The sequence below is a fragment of the Dyadobacter sp. SG02 genome, assembly GCF_900109045.1.
GTDB lineage: Bacteria > Bacteroidota > Bacteroidia > Cytophagales > Spirosomataceae > Dyadobacter.
Map to the genome: position 1 here is coordinate 229,251 of NZ_FNYL01000006.1, position 19,406 is coordinate 248,656.

The following is a 19,406-nucleotide window of genomic DNA, read 5'->3' on the forward strand; positions in this document are numbered from 1 at the left end:
CGTGGCCGTCACTGCCGCAGCCCTTTGGCCCGCTCTCCGAACTGCCGCACTACCGGCAGGCGACTCGTCGCCCATTGCTTCAATTCGGGGTCTTTGCCGGAGGTGCCTTCGATCTCCATCATATGTACCACCCGTTCTTGTATCGCGACCATCTGGTTGGCGTAAAGGGTGTCCAGTCCCGCTCCGGTTAGCATCGAAAGGCTATCCAGCTGCTGCTGCCGCTCGTTCGAAAGCGTCGTGGGCAGCTCTACTTTCCTGGCGGTAGCGAGTTGCTGCAATTCCTTCCCGGTTTGTGTGTGGTCCGTCGTCATGTCCTCACCGTATTCCTGAATGTTTTTCTGAGTAGTGCCCGCGGCTGCTACCTGTCCCGCATTGACCTGAAATAGGGCGTCGTCGGCAGCGGCCAGCAGAAACTGTTTATCCAGTTCGCCGATCAGCGTTGGGTCGGTTTTTTCGTCACTTTCGCAGCCCGCACCGGCGACAAGCAGGGTCATTAATATTAAAAATAAGTATCCGCGCATAAACATCTTGGTTGTTTAGTGGCCTGGGATAATTATTGTGCCTGGAAGAAACTTCGTATTTGTAACATTAAATCTGCAAAACACCGATTCCCGCTAGGGGTTGAATGCATGAGTGCAGAGCAGCAGGAAGGATTTGGAGACGGGATGCTTCGAAAGAAAAACAACTTTCGATGTGGTATGGAAGAACTTCCTCAATGGTGAAATTCTCAACGGTTTGATGAAGAACCGGCGGAGAGACGGCACGGTGATCACCGGTAGTTTCAATTCGAAATCCAATATTTTGCCCGGCCTGCATATGTGCGTGATCACCGATGTGAGCGAAGCAGCTATCCGATTCTCGGCATCCATCCCGGTGATTTCACGGAAAAAAACGCTTTCGACGGTACCCACGCCGACCACTAGGAGGCATTGCTGGCACTGTTTTTAAAAATCAGGGAGCACGGGCGGATCAGAACGGAGGCCTTTCGCTTTATGAACGGCTTCGGCGAATACCGATGGCTTGTGAACATTGCGATCAATATGACGGACGATCCGGACAAATTGTACGCAAAGCAGATAAAGTTCAGAACGATGACGAATGACGGGCTTAAAATCCTTTTAGTGGACGACGACAAGATCATGTTGTTTCTTCATGATACCTTTCTCAAAAGAAGCGGGATAGGTTGTGACACCGTGCTTTGCTACAACGGGCAGGAAGCATTGGAATACCTGGATACCAACCAGGCCATGGAAACGACGTTCCTGGTGTTACTGGACATTAATATGCCTGTCATGAACGGCTGGGAGTTTCTGGGGGCGATCCGCGACCGGCCGTATCTCCCGAAAGTTCTGATCGTGATGGTAAGCTCGGCCACGGAGGAAAGCGAGAAAGCCCGTGCGTTGGCGTTCGGCCAGGTGATCGACTATCAGCAAAAGCCGCTGACCGTGGAGACCTGTCGCCGCATTATCGGATCGGAAAAATTACGGGGATTTTTCGATAATGTGATACTGGACTGAACTCATTTATTTCCTAGGGTGGGAAAACCCCGCATTTGTGCCCGGAATGCACTGTCTTTAACATTTTTAGGGGTATTTTTGGGTTTCAACGTTCAAAAAGCTCCTATTTGAAAGACATTCACTATTCCGAATCTTTTGAGCAGCTTTGGCAGGAAGAGGCGGAAATAAAGACCCGGGTGCAAAACCGTCTGTTCTGCAATACTTTCCTGGTTTGCAACCCGTTGTCGGCCATTGCTTTTTTCCTCTCGGGCGATCCTTTTTTTTATACACTTTTGCCGGCTCATATGCTGTCGGGTTCCATTATCCTGGGGTATATGTTCCTGAATTACCGGAAGGTGATCTCGGGGCAGCAAATGAGTTTTTACGCCTTCGTAACGCTAATCTGCTTCTATGCATTCCTGCTGTCGCGGCCGCATCATTCCTACGTACAATCCTGCATTAACCTCACGCTCGCGGTCATATTCGCGGGGCTCGTCCTGCGCTGGCCTTTGCGTTATGCGCTGATCGTCTCGTTACTCGGCCTGACGCTGTACCCCGCATCGATCCACTTTTTCTCAGATACATCTCTAACGGAGTTTTTCGAGCAAGGGGCGGTTTTCGTCATGGTTGCCCATATTGTATTTCCTTTTGTAGTAAAACTGAATTACAGTAAAGACAAACGCGAATTCTACTTCCGCTATACGCTACAACAGCAAAACGACGCACTGGAACGGCAAAAGACCATCGCCGAGCAGGCTACCCGCGCCAAAACGGACTTCCTGTCGATGATGAGCCACGAAATCCGAACGCCGCTGAACGGGATCGTGGGTATGGTACATTTGATGATACAGGAAGAAGAACACAGCGAAAAACCCAACGATTTGTTGAACACCCTGAAATTCTCGGCCGACCATCTGATGGCGGTCGTCAACGATGTGCTGGATTTCAACAAGATCAATTCCAACCACGTTATACTCGATCCCCAGCCGTTCAACCCATTCGAACTTTTTGATATACTCAAAAAAACCTTCGATCCGAAGGCCAACGAAAAGGGAATCTCGCTCGTATGCTCGATCGATCCGGGGCTGCCGGCACAACTGGTCGCGGATCGCCTCCGTTTAAGTCAGGTGATTACGAATCTGGTGCATAATGCGATCAAATTCACGGCAAACGGGTCTGTTGTACTGGAAGTGAAGGAAGTAGCGCGTACGCCTGAGGCCGTAACCATTGATTTTTCGGTGACCGATACCGGCATAGGCATTCCGAACGCAGAGCAGGCAGGTATCTTCGAAATTTTCACACAGGTAAGGGCGCGCACGCATTCCGACAGCGTAAGCGGAACCGGGCTCGGTCTGGCCATTTCCAGGGAGCTGATGCGCCTGTTCGACAGCGAAATCCATCTGGAAAGCGAGGAAGGCAAAGGATCACGGTTCTCGTTCCGGTTGTCGATACCCTATTCGGAGCAACCTGTGGCGGTGAGCCAGCCGTTACCGGTCGCCGTAGCCGAAGACATTCCGGAAGTACGGGTGCTTGTCGCGGACGACAATAAAACCAACCTGGTACTGGCCACGCAGCTTCTGAAACGCAAGAATATCCTCCACGACACGGCCTCGAACGGTCAGGAAGCTTATGAAATGTTCCGCCAAAACCAGTATGATCTCGTGCTGATGGACCTCCGGATGCCGGTCATGGACGGCTTCGAAAGCACCGGGCTTATTCGCCAGCTCGACGCACGGGTACCCATTATCGCCCTCACGGCGTCGGCGTTCGAAAACGAGAAGGAGCGGGCGATGGCGAGCGGTTTCTCAGGGTATTTTATCAAGCCTTTTATTCCCCAGGATTTCTACGATTATATCTTTCCTTTTCTGGGGATCGCTTCAACGTGAAGGATCAGGTGACCGTGCCCGAAGGCGCGCAGCCGGGGGCCTGTTACCATTGACCAATAGGGCTGCGGTCGCACACGCCATAGGCCTTCGGCGGTCAAATAACGTACATTTGTTATCTTGCGTTTCAACAAATACCTGAACCCCATGAAACGCAGAAAAGTTATTCAAAGCCTTTCCACATTGCCATTACTCAGCTCGTTGCCGGTTTCCGGGGCGCGGGCGGAGCAAGTTTCCCGGAAGAAAAAGCGGGATGTTATTGCGGAACTCGGCATCCGCTCGTTCATTAATGCCGCCGGCACGCTCACTTATATGTCGGGCTGCATTATGCACGAGGAAGTTGTGGAGACGATCGAAAACACCTCCCGGCATTTTTGTATGATCGACGAAGTGCAGGACAAGGTCGGGGAGAAAATTGCAAAACTGGTGCATTCCGAGGCCGCTATGGTGACCTGCGGCGCTTTTTCAGCCATGACGCTCGGCCTTGCGGGTGTGCTCACGGGCCTGGACGTGCGTAAGGTGGAGCAGCTGCCGCATTTGGAAGGAACCGGAATGAGATCAGAAGTGATTTGCCAGAAATCGCACAACGAACGCTATAACCATGCTTTTTTGAATACCGGGTGTACCGTCGTCGAAGTCGAGACGATCGAGGACGTGGAAAAAGCCATCAATGAAAAAACAGCATTACTCCATTTCCTGAACATCACAGCCAATGCGGGGCAGATCAAACATGAGGACTGGGTCGCATTAGGTAAAAAACACAGTATACCGACGTCGATCGATATTGCGGCCGATGTACCTCCCGTATCCAATCTCTGGAAATTTAATGATATGGGCTTCGATATGGTGTTCATATCCGGCGGCAAGGCTATGCGTGGTCCGCAGAGCGCGGGGATATTGATGGGCCGAAAAGAAATTGTCGCGGCTGCCCGCCTGAATGCGCCCCCGCGCGGGTTCACGGTCGCACGCGGACACAAAGTCAATAAGGAAGAAATACTCGGCATGTACGTGGCGCTCGAAAAATTCATTTCCGGCGATCACGACCGGGAATGGAAGGAATGGGAAGCGCAGATTGCCCGCATTGAAGGGGCGGTGAAAGACCTGCCAGGCATTACCACCAAGGTAACGATCCCCGAACTGGGCAATATCACACCGACCCTGACGATCAGCTGGGACGACAACATCATAAAACTGACCGGTCGGGAACTACGCGACAAGCTGCGGTTTGGCAGCCCATCGATAGAAGCAGGTTTTTCAGGATTGCCGCTATACCATTACCAGGCTGGCTCCGATTCGATTGATCCCGCCACGGAAGCAACGCTCAAAGGCGCCAACCTTATCCGCGTAACTGCCTGGATGTTGCAGCCGGGAGAGGATAAGGTGGTGGCGCGGAGGATTCGCGAAGAGTTGGGGGGAGCCTGACGGCCCTATTCCCGCAAAGCCGCGACCCGCTGATAGAGCTCAATGACGGTGTTGACGCCCAATTTTTCAAAAATTCTTGCTTTATAGGTACTTACGGAACTGCCGGTGATGTCGAGGAAGGTCGCGATTTCCTTCGTCCATTTGCCTTGCAGCAACAGGTCCATCACTTCCAGTTCACGCAGAGATAGCGTGGAGAGCGGGTTGTTCAGCCTCGCCTCGGAAGGAAGGTTGCTGCGCAGCAGGGCCTGCTGCACAACCTCGCTCACAAAGCGACCGTTTACCAGTACAGCGACAATGGCACTGCGGATTTCCTGCGTGGACGAAGTTTTGGAAAGAAAGCCATTGGCGCCGGCTTTAAGATAATGCACGGCATATATTTCCTCGTCCACTGCGGAGAAAACCAGGATAGGCACATCGGGTTGGAGCCGGCGGATTTTCCCGATCATCTGAAAACCTTCGCCGTCGGGTAGGTTAATGTCGAGGAGAATGAGGTCGAGCCTGTGTGCAGAGACGATGTCAAGCGCGTCCGGGAAATTGTCGGTTTCCCAGGATGTGACCGACGGTAGTACATCGCGTATAATGAAAAGGGTTGCCAGTCTTACGATGGAATGGTTTTCAACGAGTAGTATGTGTTTCATTCACGAAGCGGGTCATTATGTGTTTCCCAACGGGATCCGGTATACCGTTCCCGGCTGGTAAATTTAAGTGACCGATCGGTTTGTTTTTGTAGCGCTGGAACAAATGAAGAATAGAATCATTTCTATCGCCATTTAATAAAAGCTACACGTAATGTACTGTTAATCAAATAATTGTATGTAAAGTTAGAACTAATTTTTATATAATCCATAACTCCTTAATTTATTTGTGGTTACTTATGTAGTAGTTTTAATACTACGCTTGTTTACAAAATTTCTGCGTCTATATTTGTTCCATATATTTTTCACGAAATAGTTCGAAAGGCAAACTCCGCGGCCGTGCGAACTATGCAGATAAGGTTTGCTTTGTGGTTTTCTGTGAATAGGCTATTTGTTCCTCTGACATTCATTTGCATATTTTTCTTTTTGGAGAACGCTTTTTCCCAGAAAGGATATACCCTTAGCCATTATACAGACGATAATGGTATGCCGCAGAACAGTGTCCGAAGCCTTGCCGCGGACGCGGAAGGTTTCATCTGGATCGCCACCGAAAACGGCCTGGCGCGCTTTGACGGGCACCGGTTTAATATTTTCGACAAATCGTTCGTAGGCACTACCAGTAACCGTTTTTATATGCTGTCGCCCTCGATGAACCGGACTGGCGCCGGGCGACCGGGACAGCAAAAAGCGGGGCGTGAAATATATGCGGCAGCCGATTTTAACCAGTTTGTGAAGATCGAGCACGGCGTCGCGAAAATCGATTCGCTTTATTATAAAAGCAAAATCACGACGCTCCCGCATTTCGATAACGGAAACCCACAAACGCTGATCTCGGTAGGCATTCCGAGCTACCTTCGCGACGTTGCCGGCCCTCACTATTACATTATCCCCGACAGTTACGGCGAAGGGAAATACTATGTCATCGACAGCGCTTCGGTACAGTTGTACGAGGGCGCCCGGAAACTGTCGCATACGGCGTTCGCGCCCGACAGCCTCGTATTGTGGTGGAATTTTTTCATGCTCGATGATAAGTTGTATTATGGTGACGGAGGTGGCCATGTGCTAGGCATTACCGCGCAGGGGGTGGACCGGGTGAGTGTTTACGGTGATATGCTGCGCGATAACCGATACAATGGAAGGTTTGAGGGCATGAAAGTTTTCTGGAATATCACTTCCGACCAGCTGTTTTTCTACTATCGCAAGAAGCTGTACCTGGTAATCGAAGAGCGGAACCGGGGGTTAACGACCCGGCTGGTGCTCGAAGGGTTTGACCTCGATGAACAGGTAATTCAGTCGGTGTACCGCGATCCGGCCACGGAAACAATATTTCTCGGGAGCCCATCCAAGGGGTTATTCGTATTGACAAAGCAAATTTTCGAACCGCTGACGACCCCGGAAGCCGACATAGCAAACGTTTACTACGCGACGGTGCCTAAGGGCGACCGGAGTATTCTGACGCCGATGGGCTTGGCACTCAGCAAAGATCCGGTGACCGGGGAGGCCATGACCGAGAGAATTCCGATCCTGGAAGAACTGAATACGGGCGATAAACGCAGCCTGTTTTATGATAAAAACGGGTTGTTGTGGGTTAAGATGGGAGACTTTCTGTATCAGGTCGACGTGCAGGCTAACCGCATGTTACGCAAATTCAGTCTGGCTACTGAAATCAAGCATATTTACCCCGATCAGGACGGAAAAGTGTGGATTGCAACGGGTACGAAGGGAATTTACGTATTGGACCCCTCCGAAAAAGATCCTCAACCGAAGCTGATCAAGGATGTAATCAAAGGGACGTACCTGCATATATGGGGTGATCAGATGCTTGTCGCCACGACCACCGGGTTGTATGTATTCGACAGGCATTCAGGGGAAGCGAAGCTAATCAGGGATACGGACGGGATTTACATTAAAAGCCTTTATGTCGACAAGGCGAACCGCATCTGGATGACTGCCAACGGGGAAGGCTTGCTGATGTATGAAAAGAATAAGCTGGTCCACTTTCCACTCGACCGGAACCGGTATCTGGGAAGTCCGCACTGCATTGTGGATGACGGCCTCGGATATTTGTGGATTCCTACCGATAAAGGCTTGTTCCAGATGGCCGTCAAAGATCTCCTCGACTACGCAAGGGGACCGTTCGATGTATTTTACCTTTATCATGCGAAAGAAGAGGGGTTTCTCACGAATGAATTCAATGGCGGCTGTCAGCCCTGTGCGTCGACGATGAAAGATGGTACCGTTTCGCTGCCGTCCCTCAACGGTCTGATCTGGTTCCGGCCCGATAAGGTGATCAAAAAGGTGCCGTCGGCCGGTATTGTGCTGGACAGGATACTGGTTAACAGGCAATGGCTTACAAACCTGGGCGATACGCTGGTTTTACCGGCCAACCCCGTGCAGGCGAGGTTCTTCTTTTCGACGCCTTATTATGGCGATGCCTACAACCTGAATCTTTCCTACGCGCTCGTGGACGCAGGCGAGCCCGTGCAGGCTTCCGACTGGATTCCGATCCAAAGCAACGATTTTAGCATTGTTTTTTCCAACCTGGGTCACGGCAGACATACGCTTCTGGTGCGTAAAGTGAATGGTTTTGGCAAAGGAAACCATACGATCCGGACGATCTGCGTGATTGTGCCGCCGCTCTGGTATCAGACCTGGTGGGCCAAAATTCTGCTGGTTCTGGCAGTTGCGGGCGGTTTTTACCTATATAATAGCTTCCGCCTGCGTAAAATATCGCGGGAAAAGGCGCGGCTGGAAGATATCGTCGCCAAACGTACCGAGAGCCTCAACCTCGCTTTGCGCGACGTGGAGGAATCGAAGAATGAAATGAGCCGGCAGTTGCACATGTTGTCGAGGTTGCTCGCTTCGATGACCCACGATATTCAGTCGCCGCTGAACTACATCATGCTCACATCGGGTTCTATCCCGTCGATGATCGACAAGGGCGAGCTGGCCGTGGTTTCGGAGATAGGGCAGGTGATATCCAATTCATCCCGCCGCATGAGTGACTTGTTGCGCGGCTTGCTCGATTACATTAAGGTGCATGTATATGGCAACAGCATTCAATTCGAGAACGTAGCGCTGAGCCAGCTCGTCGAAGGTAAGTACGAGTTGTTCAAAACCGCCAGCGAGCAAAAGGGTAACGTTTTTGTAAATGAAGTCCCGGCCGACCTGACTGTCCCTTCCGATGCCCAGATGCTCGCGATCATGGTCCATAACCTGCTCGACAATGCCGTGAAATTCACGCAAAATGGTACGATTCGGATCGGAGCAGCGCAGGATGCCGGCTCCGGCGTTGTCATGCACATTTCCAATTCAGGCGCAGGTATTCCGCTTCATGTGATCGACATCATCAATACCCCCGACCGCGACGGTACCGACGAAGCGGTGGCGCCATTGGGGCGAAAAACCGGTTTGGGGTTGTTGATTGTCAAAGAAGTAGCCGTGCTGATCGACGTACGGCTGCATGTGAGCAGTGAAGCAGGGCAAACGTGCTTCACGCTTCGGTTCAATGCCTAGAACTGTTTGAGCAACGAGACCTTTTTCGAGAGTTCAATCGAATCCACCACGTCCAACTTGTTGAATATCCGACGCTTGTAGGTACTCACGGTGTTTTCTTTCACGTTCATGATCGCCGCGATTTCCTTGGTCCATTTGCCTTCGGTCAGTAGCTGCATGACGCGCATTTCGTTGGGAGAGAGGCTGGTAATAGGATTCATCACCTTGCCGAAATTGTTGTCTTTGATCGTATTGAGCAGAATTTGCTGCACCTGGTAGCTCACGTATTTTCCTTTGCTCATGACTGCTTTCAATGCGGCCTTGAACTCGTCATGGGAAGCTTGTTTGGAAAGAAAGCCATTCGCACCCGCCTTGATGTAGGGTAATGCGTACACTTGCTCGTCGTATCCCGAGTGGATGAGAATGATGATATCAGGCTGTTTGCTCCGGATCATGTTCATCATTTTGATGTTCTCGCCGCCGGGGATGTCGATGTCCAGGATGAGGAGATCGAACTTCTCCTGGTCGAGGATCGCCAGGCCTTCGGGAAATGTATCACATTGGGTAACAGATGCTTTGGATTCGGATTCGGAAATGAGGAGTTTCAGGCCCATCCGGATAAGCGGATGATCTTCGACGATCAATATCTTCATAAACAGTTGATCAAAGGAAATGGGTGTTAGTGGGCAACATACAAATCTAGAAATTTCCTGATGTTTCGGGTTGTAGAAATGTATCTACACTTGCAACGTTTTAACTCTATAAAGGCACTCTTGTGTACATAGTAAATTTGTGCATTAATTAACGTTGAGTATCATAGATATCCTTCCGGCACTGCCGGAGGGCTATTTTATTTTAAGGGTAGGAGACGACAATCGCTTACCATTACGCGACATCCGCTTTTACGTTCAGGGTATGCAGTTTAAATTTACTTTATGAACGATCAGCAAAAACAATTCATCCTCGCTTTCATGGCATACGCCGCCCAGCGCGATCTTCCGCTGGAAAAGCTTTGCAGCCTTTCGGGAATCGATCTGGAAGCGCTGACTTCCGCGGGGTCTTTGGAAATCAGCCGGAAGCAGTTCAACGACCTCTGGCTGAATGCCTGCCACCTGAGCCACGACCCGCTTTTTGGCCTGCATTTGGGTGAATCGCTGCAACTGGCCGCGTTGGGGATCGTGGGCGAGATCATTAAAAGTAGTACTACTGTTGGTCAGGGCGTAGAGCACGCCGTCGCCCTCACGCCGCTGATCACCGATCTGTTCCGGATGACCGTGGAGCGCGATGCGCACACATTTACGCTTCGCCTGTATCCCGACGAGCAGCATCGTGCCGCTTCGCCTTTCGCATTCGGACAAATGGTCAGTTTCTTCCTCGTTTTTGCTGTTCACGAACTCGATGGCCTCCTGCTCGCACGTATACGCCCCGAGCGCGTGACGATGCCTTTCGCCGACGACGCAGCTTCGGAACTGGAACGCGTCCTGCGCCGCGCCCCGACCCGCTCGGACGATGAATACGCGATTACTTTTGATCTCAAATATTGGGACATGCCCATTCTTACGGCTAACTATGCTTTGCAGGAAAGCCTTTTGGAAAAGGTAAATACAACAACGTCGGGTAAGGGCAAGTCCGATTCGTGGCAGGATAAAGTGCAACAATATTTGCTGACAAATGCCTATCTGGGCATTGTTTCGCTCGAAGAAATGGCCGCCAATTTCAATGTAAGTCCCCGCAGCCTGCAACGAAAACTGAAAGACGAGCAGGTTACCTACCAGGAACTGGCCGACGACGTCCGCAAATCGCTCGCCCTGCATTACCTGGAAACCGGCGGATATTACGTCAAAGAAATTTCCTATATGTTAGGATACAACGAGCTAAGCGCCTTTTCGCGGGCATTCAAGCGCTGGACCGGTACTACGCCGGCGGGGTATCAGAGGAGTTTTGAATGAGTGAATGAGTGAATGAGTGAATTTTGAATGACTGAATGACCGAATGACCGAATAGTTTTTATTCAATCATCGCGCCGGTGGACTGGTCATTCATTCTATCAATCAATGATTCATTCACTCATTCACTCATTCACTCATTCAGTCATTCACTCATTCAGTCATTCACTCATTCACTCATTCACTCATTCACTCATTCATTCATTCATTCATTCATTCATTCATTCCCCAACCCCCCACCCCTTATTCGGCAGCGGGCCCATTTCCAGTTCCAGCGTTCCGCCGTTCACCAGTTCTTCGTGGGTGAAGGTCGGGACATTCAATGCTTTGCCGTTCATTTTGGCGCTTTGAATGTATTTGTTAATTACCGAGCAGTTTTTGGCGATGACCTTGAATTCCTTGCCGTTTGGCAGGTCGATTGTCACTTTCTCGAAAACAGGACTGCCGATCGTGTACACTGGCAGACCCGGCGTGATCGGGTAGAAACCCATGGACGAGAACACGACGAATGCCGTCATACCGCCGCCGTCTTCGTCGCCCGGGATGCCGAAAATATTGTCTTTGAACCAGACGTCGAGCAGGAAGCGCACGCGTTTCTGTGTTTTCCAGGGTGCGTCGGTGAAGTTATAGAGGTAAGGAATGTGGAAACTCGGCTCGTTACCCATGGAATATTGTCCTACCAGCCCCGTCGCATCCGGGAATTTGCCCCAGAATTCGTATTTGCTGCGGCCCAGTCCCTCGCGGTAAAGCTGATCGAGACTGCTTTCGAACTGCTTTTTGCCGCCCATTAACCCTATGAGCCCATTCACATCGTGTTGCACCTGCCATTTGTAGGTCCAGCCGTTGTTTTCGTCATAAAAATCGCGGCCACCCATTCCGCCATCGAATTTCGGGTCTATCGCGATCCATTTGCCCTGTCTGTCTTTGGGGATGAACATTTGCTTTTCTTCGTTCCAAAGGTTTTTGTAGTTCGTAGCCCGGGCATTGAACTTCTGAAAATCGGCGTTTTTACCAAGGTCTTTGGCCAGCTGGCCCACTGCCCAGTCGTCGTAGCTGCCGCCAAGGGTGACCGCCACCGCCTGCCGTTTTTCAAAGCCATCCACCAGTTTTACCGTCTCTTTTTCGCCGGGAGTAAGTGCCGGGAAAAAGCCTTTGGAATGGTAAATATCGTCAAGCTCGCATTTCGGGCCGTTTCGCCACGGGAGCATGGTCGCCTGCTCGGCATTCTTCTTCATGCCTTCGTACGCTTTGGCAATGTCGAAATTTTTAAGGCCTTTGCGGTAACCGTCCAGCAACGTCACCGACGAATGGAAACCGTTCATACACGCATGATCACCGAAAAGCACCGGAAATGTCGGCATCCAGCCGCTTTGCTCATACATGTTCACGAATGATTGCAGCATATCCTCTTCCTGTGCCGGGTTCAGGATCACACGGAGCGGGTGATGCGCCAGGTAAGTGTCCCAGGTCCAGTCGTCTACATAAAACGGTCGGTTGCTGGTGTGTACCTTTTTATCATAACCGCTGTAATACTGCTTGTCTTCCGAAATATCCACCATCCGCTCATACGTACGGTAAAGTGACGAATAGAAGCTTCGTTTCTGTGCTTCGGTACCCCCTTCGACGCGGATCTGGCCGATTGTTTGAGCCCAAACCTGCTCGCCGGCTTTTTTTAAGTCTTCAAAGCCGGTGTTTTTTACTTCATTTTCAAAGTTTTTCTTTGCCTGCTCGGCGCTTACGAATGAAATCGCGTAACGGAATTCGATCGTGGAGGCATTTTCAGGAAAAGTAATGTATGCTTTGGCCCTTTTTCCCTTTGATTCATCGCCGGATACGGCATTCCCGCCATTCAGGGAACCCGTTTTTCCAGCTTCGCTGAACGTTCCGTAGAGGTAAACAGGGATATCGTCGTGGTAAATTTCGCGGGCGGCTATTTCTTTTCCGTTTGTGAATTTCCAGCTTCCTTCACCGTTGTTGTACTGGTCGAAAAGGATATTTTTCTGGCCGTTCTTCGGAAATTCAAAGCGGTAAATACCGGCCTTTTTACCAGGGACAAATTCTACTTTTACTTCATCATCAACAAGATAAGTTGAGTAATAATAAGGCCGGAGCACTTCCAGGTCGTGGTCGTAAGCCAGCTTTTGCTTCCAGGAAGCCGCGCCGACGGGCTGAATGCTGGGCCGCAACGCAAAGGCCTGGCCGAGCCGGTGCGACACGATGATGGCCGGAAAGCTCGAAATCTGGTCGTCGAGGTAATCCTGGCGGACCGGGAACATCCGCATCATCTGGTTAGGGAGTTGCACGGTTGGACGGGTAGGTTCGAGGAGCTGGCCTACATTTCCAATGCGGAGGTCGACATATTGCAGGTTATCTTTTTCAGAAATTTTTTGTGCCGGACTGGTCAGAGAATGCAAACAAAAAGCAAGTATGAACGAGGATGTTGTCAGGTTTTTGAAAGGTTGGATCATGCTTAATCAAATTTTAATTACGGTTTCGGCGCTTATATTTTGGTTGGTTATGGTTTTAAAAAGTATAGTTAGCAGTTTGTACCGGGCTTTCCTGAAAAAACAGGGGTGTGTTCGGTGGGTTATTAAAAACCCTGGTTATTGTTTAACTTTAAATTGATATCGTGCAAGTGTAGCTTTGGGAAACGAACACGAATTAAACGCGCGTTACTTAAGAAAAGCTTAACAATCGATTAACGGAACCCTTAAATGCATTCCCAGGAGAAAACTTTTAGTCGTTTTCTTGCCAACCCGCTCTTATGAAATTCAGGTCTATTCTTTTTTGTATTTGGTCAATTTGGTTGTCGGGCGTCGTATCCGAGGTACGGGGTCAGTCGTACGGGCTTGGGTTCGAGAGCTTTGAGGCGGTGCAGGACAAACGGACGGGCCTTGACCTGAGCCCGGAAGGTCCGATTTGCCTCGACGGCGACTTCGAACTTTCCTTCGAACTGTCTTTTCTGAGAAATAAAAAGACCTATTTCGGCTATATCGTCCGGGTTATCGGGGATGATCAGCAAAACGTCGACCTGATTTACGACAACAGCTCCGTCAATCAGGACCATTTCAAGGTCATTATCGGCGAGCAGTTTTCACCCACCGCATTCGATTTCCATGGCGACGATCTTTTCGCCAAATGGAACCGGATAACCCTGCGTTTTCAGAAGCAGAAACAGCAGATCACCGTCATTTACGGAAACCGCAGTTTTTCACAACCCGTAAAATATGTGACGAAGGGTTGCTATAAGATACTTTTCGGCGCGAACCAGTACAAGGAGTTCCGCACCACCGACGTACCGCCGATGAAAGTCCGGAATGTGGAACTGCGGGAGGACGGGCGCGTAGCCTATCGCTGGCCGCTGGACGAAACGGATGGCGTGAAAGCCACCGCGGAAGTCGGGCAAAAGGCGGCGGTGGCCGCCAATCCGATCTGGATCAAAAAGCTGCATTATGAGTGGAAACTGCTGCAAACCGTTACCTTGAAAGGCTATGTGCGGGTTGGGTTTGACGAGAAAAGCAGCAATGTGTTTGTGGTAGGGCAGGATTCGCTGGTGAGGTTCAGTCTGGCGGGAAACCGGGTGGTAGCTATGCCTTACCGAAGCGGTAAACAGCCGGTTTATGTGGACAATCAGGTGCTGTTTGATAGTGAAAGGAACCGTTTGTATAATGTTTTTCTGAATGAAAAGCAGGTTACGGCCTTTGATACCGTCAGCCGCAGCTGGGATAAAAGTGATATTCCCGCCCAGGCCAAGACCTATTATTTGCACGCCAACAAATTCCTTTCCCCGGCCGATTCTTCGATTTACATGCTCGGTGGCTATGGGCATCTGGCATATAAAAAGGAAGTGCAGCGCTACCACCTGCCGTCCGGTACCTGGCAGCAAGTCGCATTGAACGACTCCGTTTTCACCCCCCGGTACCTGGCCGCGCTCGGCGCTGCACGCGGGGGTGCGTACGTGATAGGCGGGTACGGGAGCTCCACGGGCCAGCAGATGCTCAATCCGCGCAACTGGTACGACCTCCTGTATTTCGACCTTGCACAACGGAAGTTCAGGAAGATTTACGAACTGAAAGTGCCGAAGGAGGATTTTGTATTTGGTAACTCCATGATTATCAATGAACAGGATAGTTCGTACTACGCATTAATATTCCCCAAGCATCAATTCAGTTCCCAGCTGCAACTGATCAAAGGTTCGCTTAACCGGCCGGAATTCACAGAGGTGGGCTCGAAAGTGCCGTACCAGTTTATCGACATCGAATCTTTCGCCGATCTTTTTTATGATAAGGCAAATGGCCGGTTCGTAGCGGTGACGCTCTACCGCGATGCCAATTTGCAGACCAAAGTTGCCATTTACTCGCTCTATGCGCCACCACTTGAAAGCGTAGCACCACAAACGGCTTCTGCGGGGGATCCGGCTGGCCGTAGCGTGTGGGTCATCGGTGCGCTGTTCGTTGCGGCATTGTTGGTGTATTGGCTGTACCGGTATATGCCCGGGCAATTGGGCAGGCAAAAGGCTATTAAAGTACCCGTGGTCGGGCCTGTGCAGGAGTTGGAGCAAATGCCTGAAGGGGCACAGCTGGTACCGGACGACGACGTTGCCGAAAAGGTGGTACCTTATAAAAGCTGTATTCTGCTGTTCGGTAATTTACAGCTGTATGATGAGGAAGGGAATGAGATTACGAAGCAGTTCAGTCCGTTAGTGAAGGAGCTATTTCTCGTCATATTGTTGTATTCGATCCGCTGGGACGGGATCAGTTCCGAGAAGTTGAAAGAACTGCTGTGGTTCGACAAACCTTCGGAAAGCGCGCGGAACAACCGGTCTGTAAACATCGCCAAACTGAAAGCGATCCTCGACAAGATGAAGCATTGCCAGGTATCGAAGGAGACCGGCTATTGGAAGATCAAGATCGATTTCGAGAAAATCGAGGTCGATTATATGCATTACTTGACGCTTCTTGGAAACCGTAAGCTGCTTACCAAGCAGAGCATTATCGAACTCGCCAGCATTACCAAGCGGGGTAATTTCCTCTCGAATGTGGAATACGAATGGCTGGACAGTTTCAAATCGGAAATCTCGAACGAGATCGTCGATGCCTACCTGCGTTATGCCGCCTCCATCAAAATCGCCGACGACCCCGAATTCCTCGTGAAGCTCGCCAACTACGTTTTCTATTTCGATCCGGTGAATGAAGAGGCTATGATATTGAAATGCAAAGCATTGGCGCATCTAGGCAAGCATTCACTGGCGAAAACCACGTTTGAAAACTTCGCGAGGGAATACAACCGCATTTACGGGGAGGATTTCAGGAAAGACATGCCAGAGGTATTGCATTCGTGATAGCCCTGAAAACAAAACAGAGACCGCCGAACCGGCAGCCTCTGTTTGAATCACCCTTAACCCTCATAAAAAATGTAGTCCTATTTAGTTTTGGTTGTGTTCAAGGTTGGGCTTGTAAGAGAAAATGTTTTTTGCACAAGAGATAAGATTAGCGGCCGACATAAATTTCTCAAAAATCGTCCGGCGCGGTCTTAGGAACGAATGCGTTGAATTTCTGGTCAGCCTGAGATTTTTAAAGGAAAACAAAACAGAGACCATCAAAATGACGGCCTCTGTACAAACCCCAGTTAACCCTCAGTAAAAAATCAGTTTTGTCGTTTTGCTTCCCACAGGCGTGTCGATTTGCAGCAGGAATGAACCTGTATGCGGCAAGGTTATGATATGTTCTGTGCCCGGCGTCTCGAACTGGCTCAGCTTATTGCCCATCTGGTCGAATAGTGAAAGCCGTTGTGCCCTTTCCGGCAGCTGTACTTTCACTTTATTCTCTCTGGACGGGTTAGGATAGACGTAGAACCTATCGAGGCTTTCTTTTTCCGGGATCACGCAAACGATTTTGCTGTAAGTGTACGAATCGTCGAAATCGACCTGCCTCAGGCGGTAATAGCTCGTCGTGACGAAATCCTGATCGATGTAATGGTAGCTATGCTCCGTTTTGGAATTGGCCGCGCCATCTACCCATCCGAGCAGTTCCCAATTTTTACCATCCGGCGACTTCTGTATCTCGAACCCGAGGTTGTTGACTTCCTCAGCCGTTTTCCAATGCAGCTCGGCAAGGCCGGCAGCATTCAGTCTGCCCTCGAAACTGATGAGCCTCACCGGCAAAACGGATAAATCTGAAAACGAGTTGAGACTGCCCAATATCCAGTTGACGCTCACACCATTGGCGGAACCAGAAGCGCTGGCGGCGTAAACGGCGCCCGGGGAAATACTTTGGGCGAACAAAGGACATGATATAGCTCCTGAAAGAATGGTTAATATCAGCTTTTTCATTTGGCTTGCGATTTACCGATGGCTGATTTGTTCTCCGTCAAAAGACTCTTCAACCCTGCCTCCAATGCCGTCATCCTTTTGTTAATTTCCTTCATCTCCGCAAGTTCCTTTTTCAAACCCGCGATTTCTTCTGTCCTTTTATCGAGTTCTTTGACAGCTTCGATCAGGTGGGGGATAAGGCCAATGTAGTTGACCGCTTTGTAGCCGTCTTTGCCTGTTGAAACCAGTTCGGGAAACTTTTCTTCGAGTTCCTGGGCTACGACACCGGTTTGAAGGTCTTGATCATCCTTGGGATTCTTCCATTGATAATTGTAGCCCTGTACTGCCCGTAATTTTGCCAGGCTATTTTTAACCGGACTGATGGCGGTTTTTAACCTTCTGTCAGAAAACGATTGGAATTTTTGAGCAAAAACCGTCCCATTTTTGTTTACGATCAACCGCCAGGCATCGCCCACATAAAGCCCAACTTCATCATCATTAACCATCCCGACAAAACCTTCCTCCAAGTTTTGAGAATTGTTAAAATAGATGCCTGCGGTAGCTCCATTATGGCGTATGCGAGTCCTGCCTCCGAAATCCATGGTGTACTGAGGAACCAGGACATTGTTGCCGATGCCAACGTTTCCGTTTCTGAGAACGGTAATTGCGTTGGAACGATTTACAAGGCTGCTTCCATTACCCACTTGAAGCAATCGGTCGGTAGCACTTGGTGCAACTGAGTTCGGATTATCATTGTTGTCATTATACATTCCGATAGAAATACCCCCTAGTGACTTTGTAATACTTCTTACCCCCGCTGCAAATGCGCCCGATCCTATCGCAGATGTACTCTCCCCGAGGCTGATGGCGGAGAGGCCGCTTGCTAAAGCGTTATTACCAATTGACACCGAAAAGTTTGCATAAGCTGTTGAAAGTGAGCCTATCGCCACAGACTCTGAGCCCAGGGCTTGGGATTTGTACCCCATGGCTGCGCTGTTTTGACCGGACGCCTTAGTGCCTTCTCCTGTTGCAAATGAATGATTTCCAATTAACGCATCTTCCCAAAAGCCGTCGGAACTTGAATGCCCAACTCTAAAAGCAGCTTTTCCGGGATGCCAGATAAGCCTTGCACCGTTGCCTACGGTTGGAAATGACGGCATGTTGCCATATCCTCCGTTATCATCAGTCTGAACTACCGGACTTCCGTTCGTCCATTTTCCAGAATGTTGAGCGTAGAGGGCAGAAGGCACACTTATTAATTCTGTGGTACCAACGCTTACAAAGGTGGTACCATTGATGGCGCCATCGACATCGATTCCTACTTCGAGGTAATGTTTCGCTCTATCCCAGCGTATGTCACTTGGAATGGGACTAGCTTCGGTGCCGATAGTTGCGCTAAATACGCCTGCTGCGTCGGTTGTTGTGACTCCTTCACGCGTAAATTTGATGATACCCCCGGGATTGTCACTATGAATCTTAAAGCTGTATCCAATGCTTTTATTAGCCAATATCTTCCCATCCGCTCCCCGCGCCACCCCTTGAAAACTAAACTGCTGCGGCGCCTGCGCGAGTAGGGGCTGGGAACGTAGAAACAGGCTAACCGACAGCAGTATGACTAATATGACTTGTGGTCTACGGGAAAATGCTTTCCTGATTTTTGAAGCGAATGATCCCGGGGCGATAGTGTGCGTTAATGGCCCGGGTGAATGGGTGGCTGGATTTTTCATGTGTGTAAATGTTTTAGGGTAAGACTTTGCGAATTCCGGACGGAATATCACCCGGTTTTTGAAAAAACGCTGCACGCGATGATTTATCGGCGTTCACGTAAATAGCCTGCGGTGAAGATGTAGTTTCAGAAGAGTGGTTTTCGCTAAGGAGGAAACGGATGTGAAAATCGAATACTAATCGCTTACTGCCGCGTGGTAAATAGATTTGAGGGGATCGTTTAGGATGTGGAAAATTTGGCTATCGGGTACATCTGCCCGGCCAACCTTAAACCCACTTCCATGACACGACGCGTGAAATCACCTGTCTGGGCTATTATACTCTTGCTGATTTGTCTGATTTTGCGTTTCTGTGATTCCTGGCTGTTTGGGAAGGGGAGCATGCAGAAAAACTTCCCGCACTACCAACGCTTCCATCCCTCGAATTACCGGCGGGTACAATCCAATATCGTTGGTGACCAGATGGAAAAGAGTGGGCGAAAAGCTGATTCTCTG

The 19,406-nt window shown here is 50.1% G+C and carries 13 protein-coding genes; 7 read left to right on the forward strand and 6 right to left on the reverse strand.

Annotated elements, in window-relative coordinates; translation table 11 throughout:
• Nucleotides 1-8: 8 nt before the first annotated feature.
• Nucleotides 9-494 (reverse strand): DUF4142 domain-containing protein, encoded by a 486-nt coding sequence (locus BMW93_RS16290; RefSeq protein ID WP_177194101.1) that lies wholly within the window; start codon nucleotides 492-494, stop codon nucleotides 9-11.
• 199 nt (nucleotides 495-693) lie between these two features.
• On the opposite strand from BMW93_RS16290, the gene BMW93_RS35180 reads away from it, so the two are divergent.
• The 4 genes from BMW93_RS35180 (at nucleotide 694) to BMW93_RS16310 (ending at nucleotide 4,801) form a co-directional block, all read left to right on the forward strand.
• Nucleotides 694-948, forward strand: coding sequence for a hypothetical protein (locus BMW93_RS35180; protein ID WP_177194102.1), 255 nt, complete (start codon nucleotides 694-696; stop codon nucleotides 946-948).
• A complete protein-coding gene (locus BMW93_RS16300) occupies nucleotides 930-1,517 on the forward strand; it encodes a response regulator (protein ID WP_229240501.1) in 588 nt (195 codons plus the stop codon). Before BMW93_RS35180 ends, BMW93_RS16300 begins: the two co-directional genes overlap by 19 nt.
• Before the next feature lie 107 nt (nucleotides 1,518-1,624).
• A complete protein-coding gene (locus BMW93_RS16305) occupies nucleotides 1,625-3,382 on the forward strand; it encodes an ATP-binding protein (RefSeq protein ID WP_090378238.1) in 1,758 nt (585 codons plus the stop codon).
• A 144-nt stretch (nucleotides 3,383-3,526) separates the two neighbouring features.
• A complete protein-coding gene (locus BMW93_RS16310; protein ID WP_090378864.1) occupies nucleotides 3,527-4,801 on the forward strand; it encodes an aminotransferase class V-fold PLP-dependent enzyme in 1,275 nt (424 codons plus the stop codon).
• A gap of 5 nt (nucleotides 4,802-4,806) precedes the next feature.
• Here the strand turns inward: BMW93_RS16310 and BMW93_RS16315 are convergent, their stop codons facing one another.
• The gene (locus tag BMW93_RS16315; protein ID WP_090378242.1) at nucleotides 4,807-5,439 is read right to left on the reverse strand and encodes a response regulator transcription factor; all 633 of its coding nucleotides are present in this window, start codon (nucleotides 5,437-5,439) and stop codon (nucleotides 4,807-4,809) included.
• Between the two features lie 483 nt (nucleotides 5,440-5,922).
• Between BMW93_RS16315 and BMW93_RS35705 the strand changes: the two genes are divergently transcribed.
• A complete protein-coding gene (locus BMW93_RS35705; RefSeq protein WP_218147706.1) occupies nucleotides 5,923-8,952 on the forward strand; it encodes a two-component regulator propeller domain-containing protein in 3,030 nt (1,009 codons plus the stop codon).
• On the opposite strand, the gene BMW93_RS16325 is transcribed toward BMW93_RS35705, so the two are convergent.
• On the reverse strand, nucleotides 8,949-9,584 hold the full coding sequence (locus tag BMW93_RS16325; RefSeq protein WP_090378248.1) for a response regulator transcription factor: 636 nt from the start codon (nucleotides 9,582-9,584) through the stop codon (nucleotides 8,949-8,951). The two genes, BMW93_RS35705 and BMW93_RS16325, sit on opposite strands and share 4 nt — an antisense overlap.
• A gap of 282 nt (nucleotides 9,585-9,866) precedes the next feature.
• Between BMW93_RS16325 and BMW93_RS16330 the strand changes: the two genes are divergently transcribed.
• Entirely contained in the window at nucleotides 9,867-10,880 is a 1,014-nt protein-coding gene (locus tag BMW93_RS16330) for an AraC family transcriptional regulator (RefSeq protein WP_090378250.1), read from the forward strand.
• Nucleotides 10,881-11,098: 218 nt separating this feature from the next.
• Here the strand turns inward: BMW93_RS16330 and BMW93_RS16335 are convergent, their stop codons facing one another.
• Nucleotides 11,099-13,345 carry a GH92 family glycosyl hydrolase gene (locus tag BMW93_RS16335; RefSeq protein WP_090378253.1) on the reverse strand — a complete coding sequence of 749 codons (2,247 nt, stop codon included), beginning with the start codon at nucleotides 13,343-13,345 and terminating at the stop codon, nucleotides 11,099-11,101.
• A gap of 296 nt (nucleotides 13,346-13,641) precedes the next feature.
• Here BMW93_RS16335 and BMW93_RS16340 point away from each other — a divergent pair, with 296 nt between their 5' ends.
• The gene (locus tag BMW93_RS16340) at nucleotides 13,642-16,218 is read left to right on the forward strand and encodes a galactose oxidase (protein ID WP_090378256.1); all 2,577 of its coding nucleotides are present in this window, start codon (nucleotides 13,642-13,644) and stop codon (nucleotides 16,216-16,218) included.
• 294 nt (nucleotides 16,219-16,512) lie between these two features.
• Here BMW93_RS16340 and BMW93_RS16345 read toward each other — a convergent pair whose 3' ends face one another.
• Nucleotides 16,513-17,208: a T9SS type A sorting domain-containing protein gene (locus tag BMW93_RS16345; RefSeq protein WP_090378260.1), complete on the reverse strand. Its 696-nt coding sequence runs from the start codon at nucleotides 17,206-17,208 to the stop codon at nucleotides 16,513-16,515.
• Entirely contained in the window at nucleotides 17,205-18,914 is a 1,710-nt protein-coding gene (locus tag BMW93_RS16350; RefSeq protein WP_090378263.1) for a tail fiber domain-containing protein, read from the reverse strand. Before BMW93_RS16350 ends, BMW93_RS16345 begins: the two co-directional genes overlap by 4 nt.
• Nucleotides 18,915-19,406 lie beyond the last annotated feature (492 nt).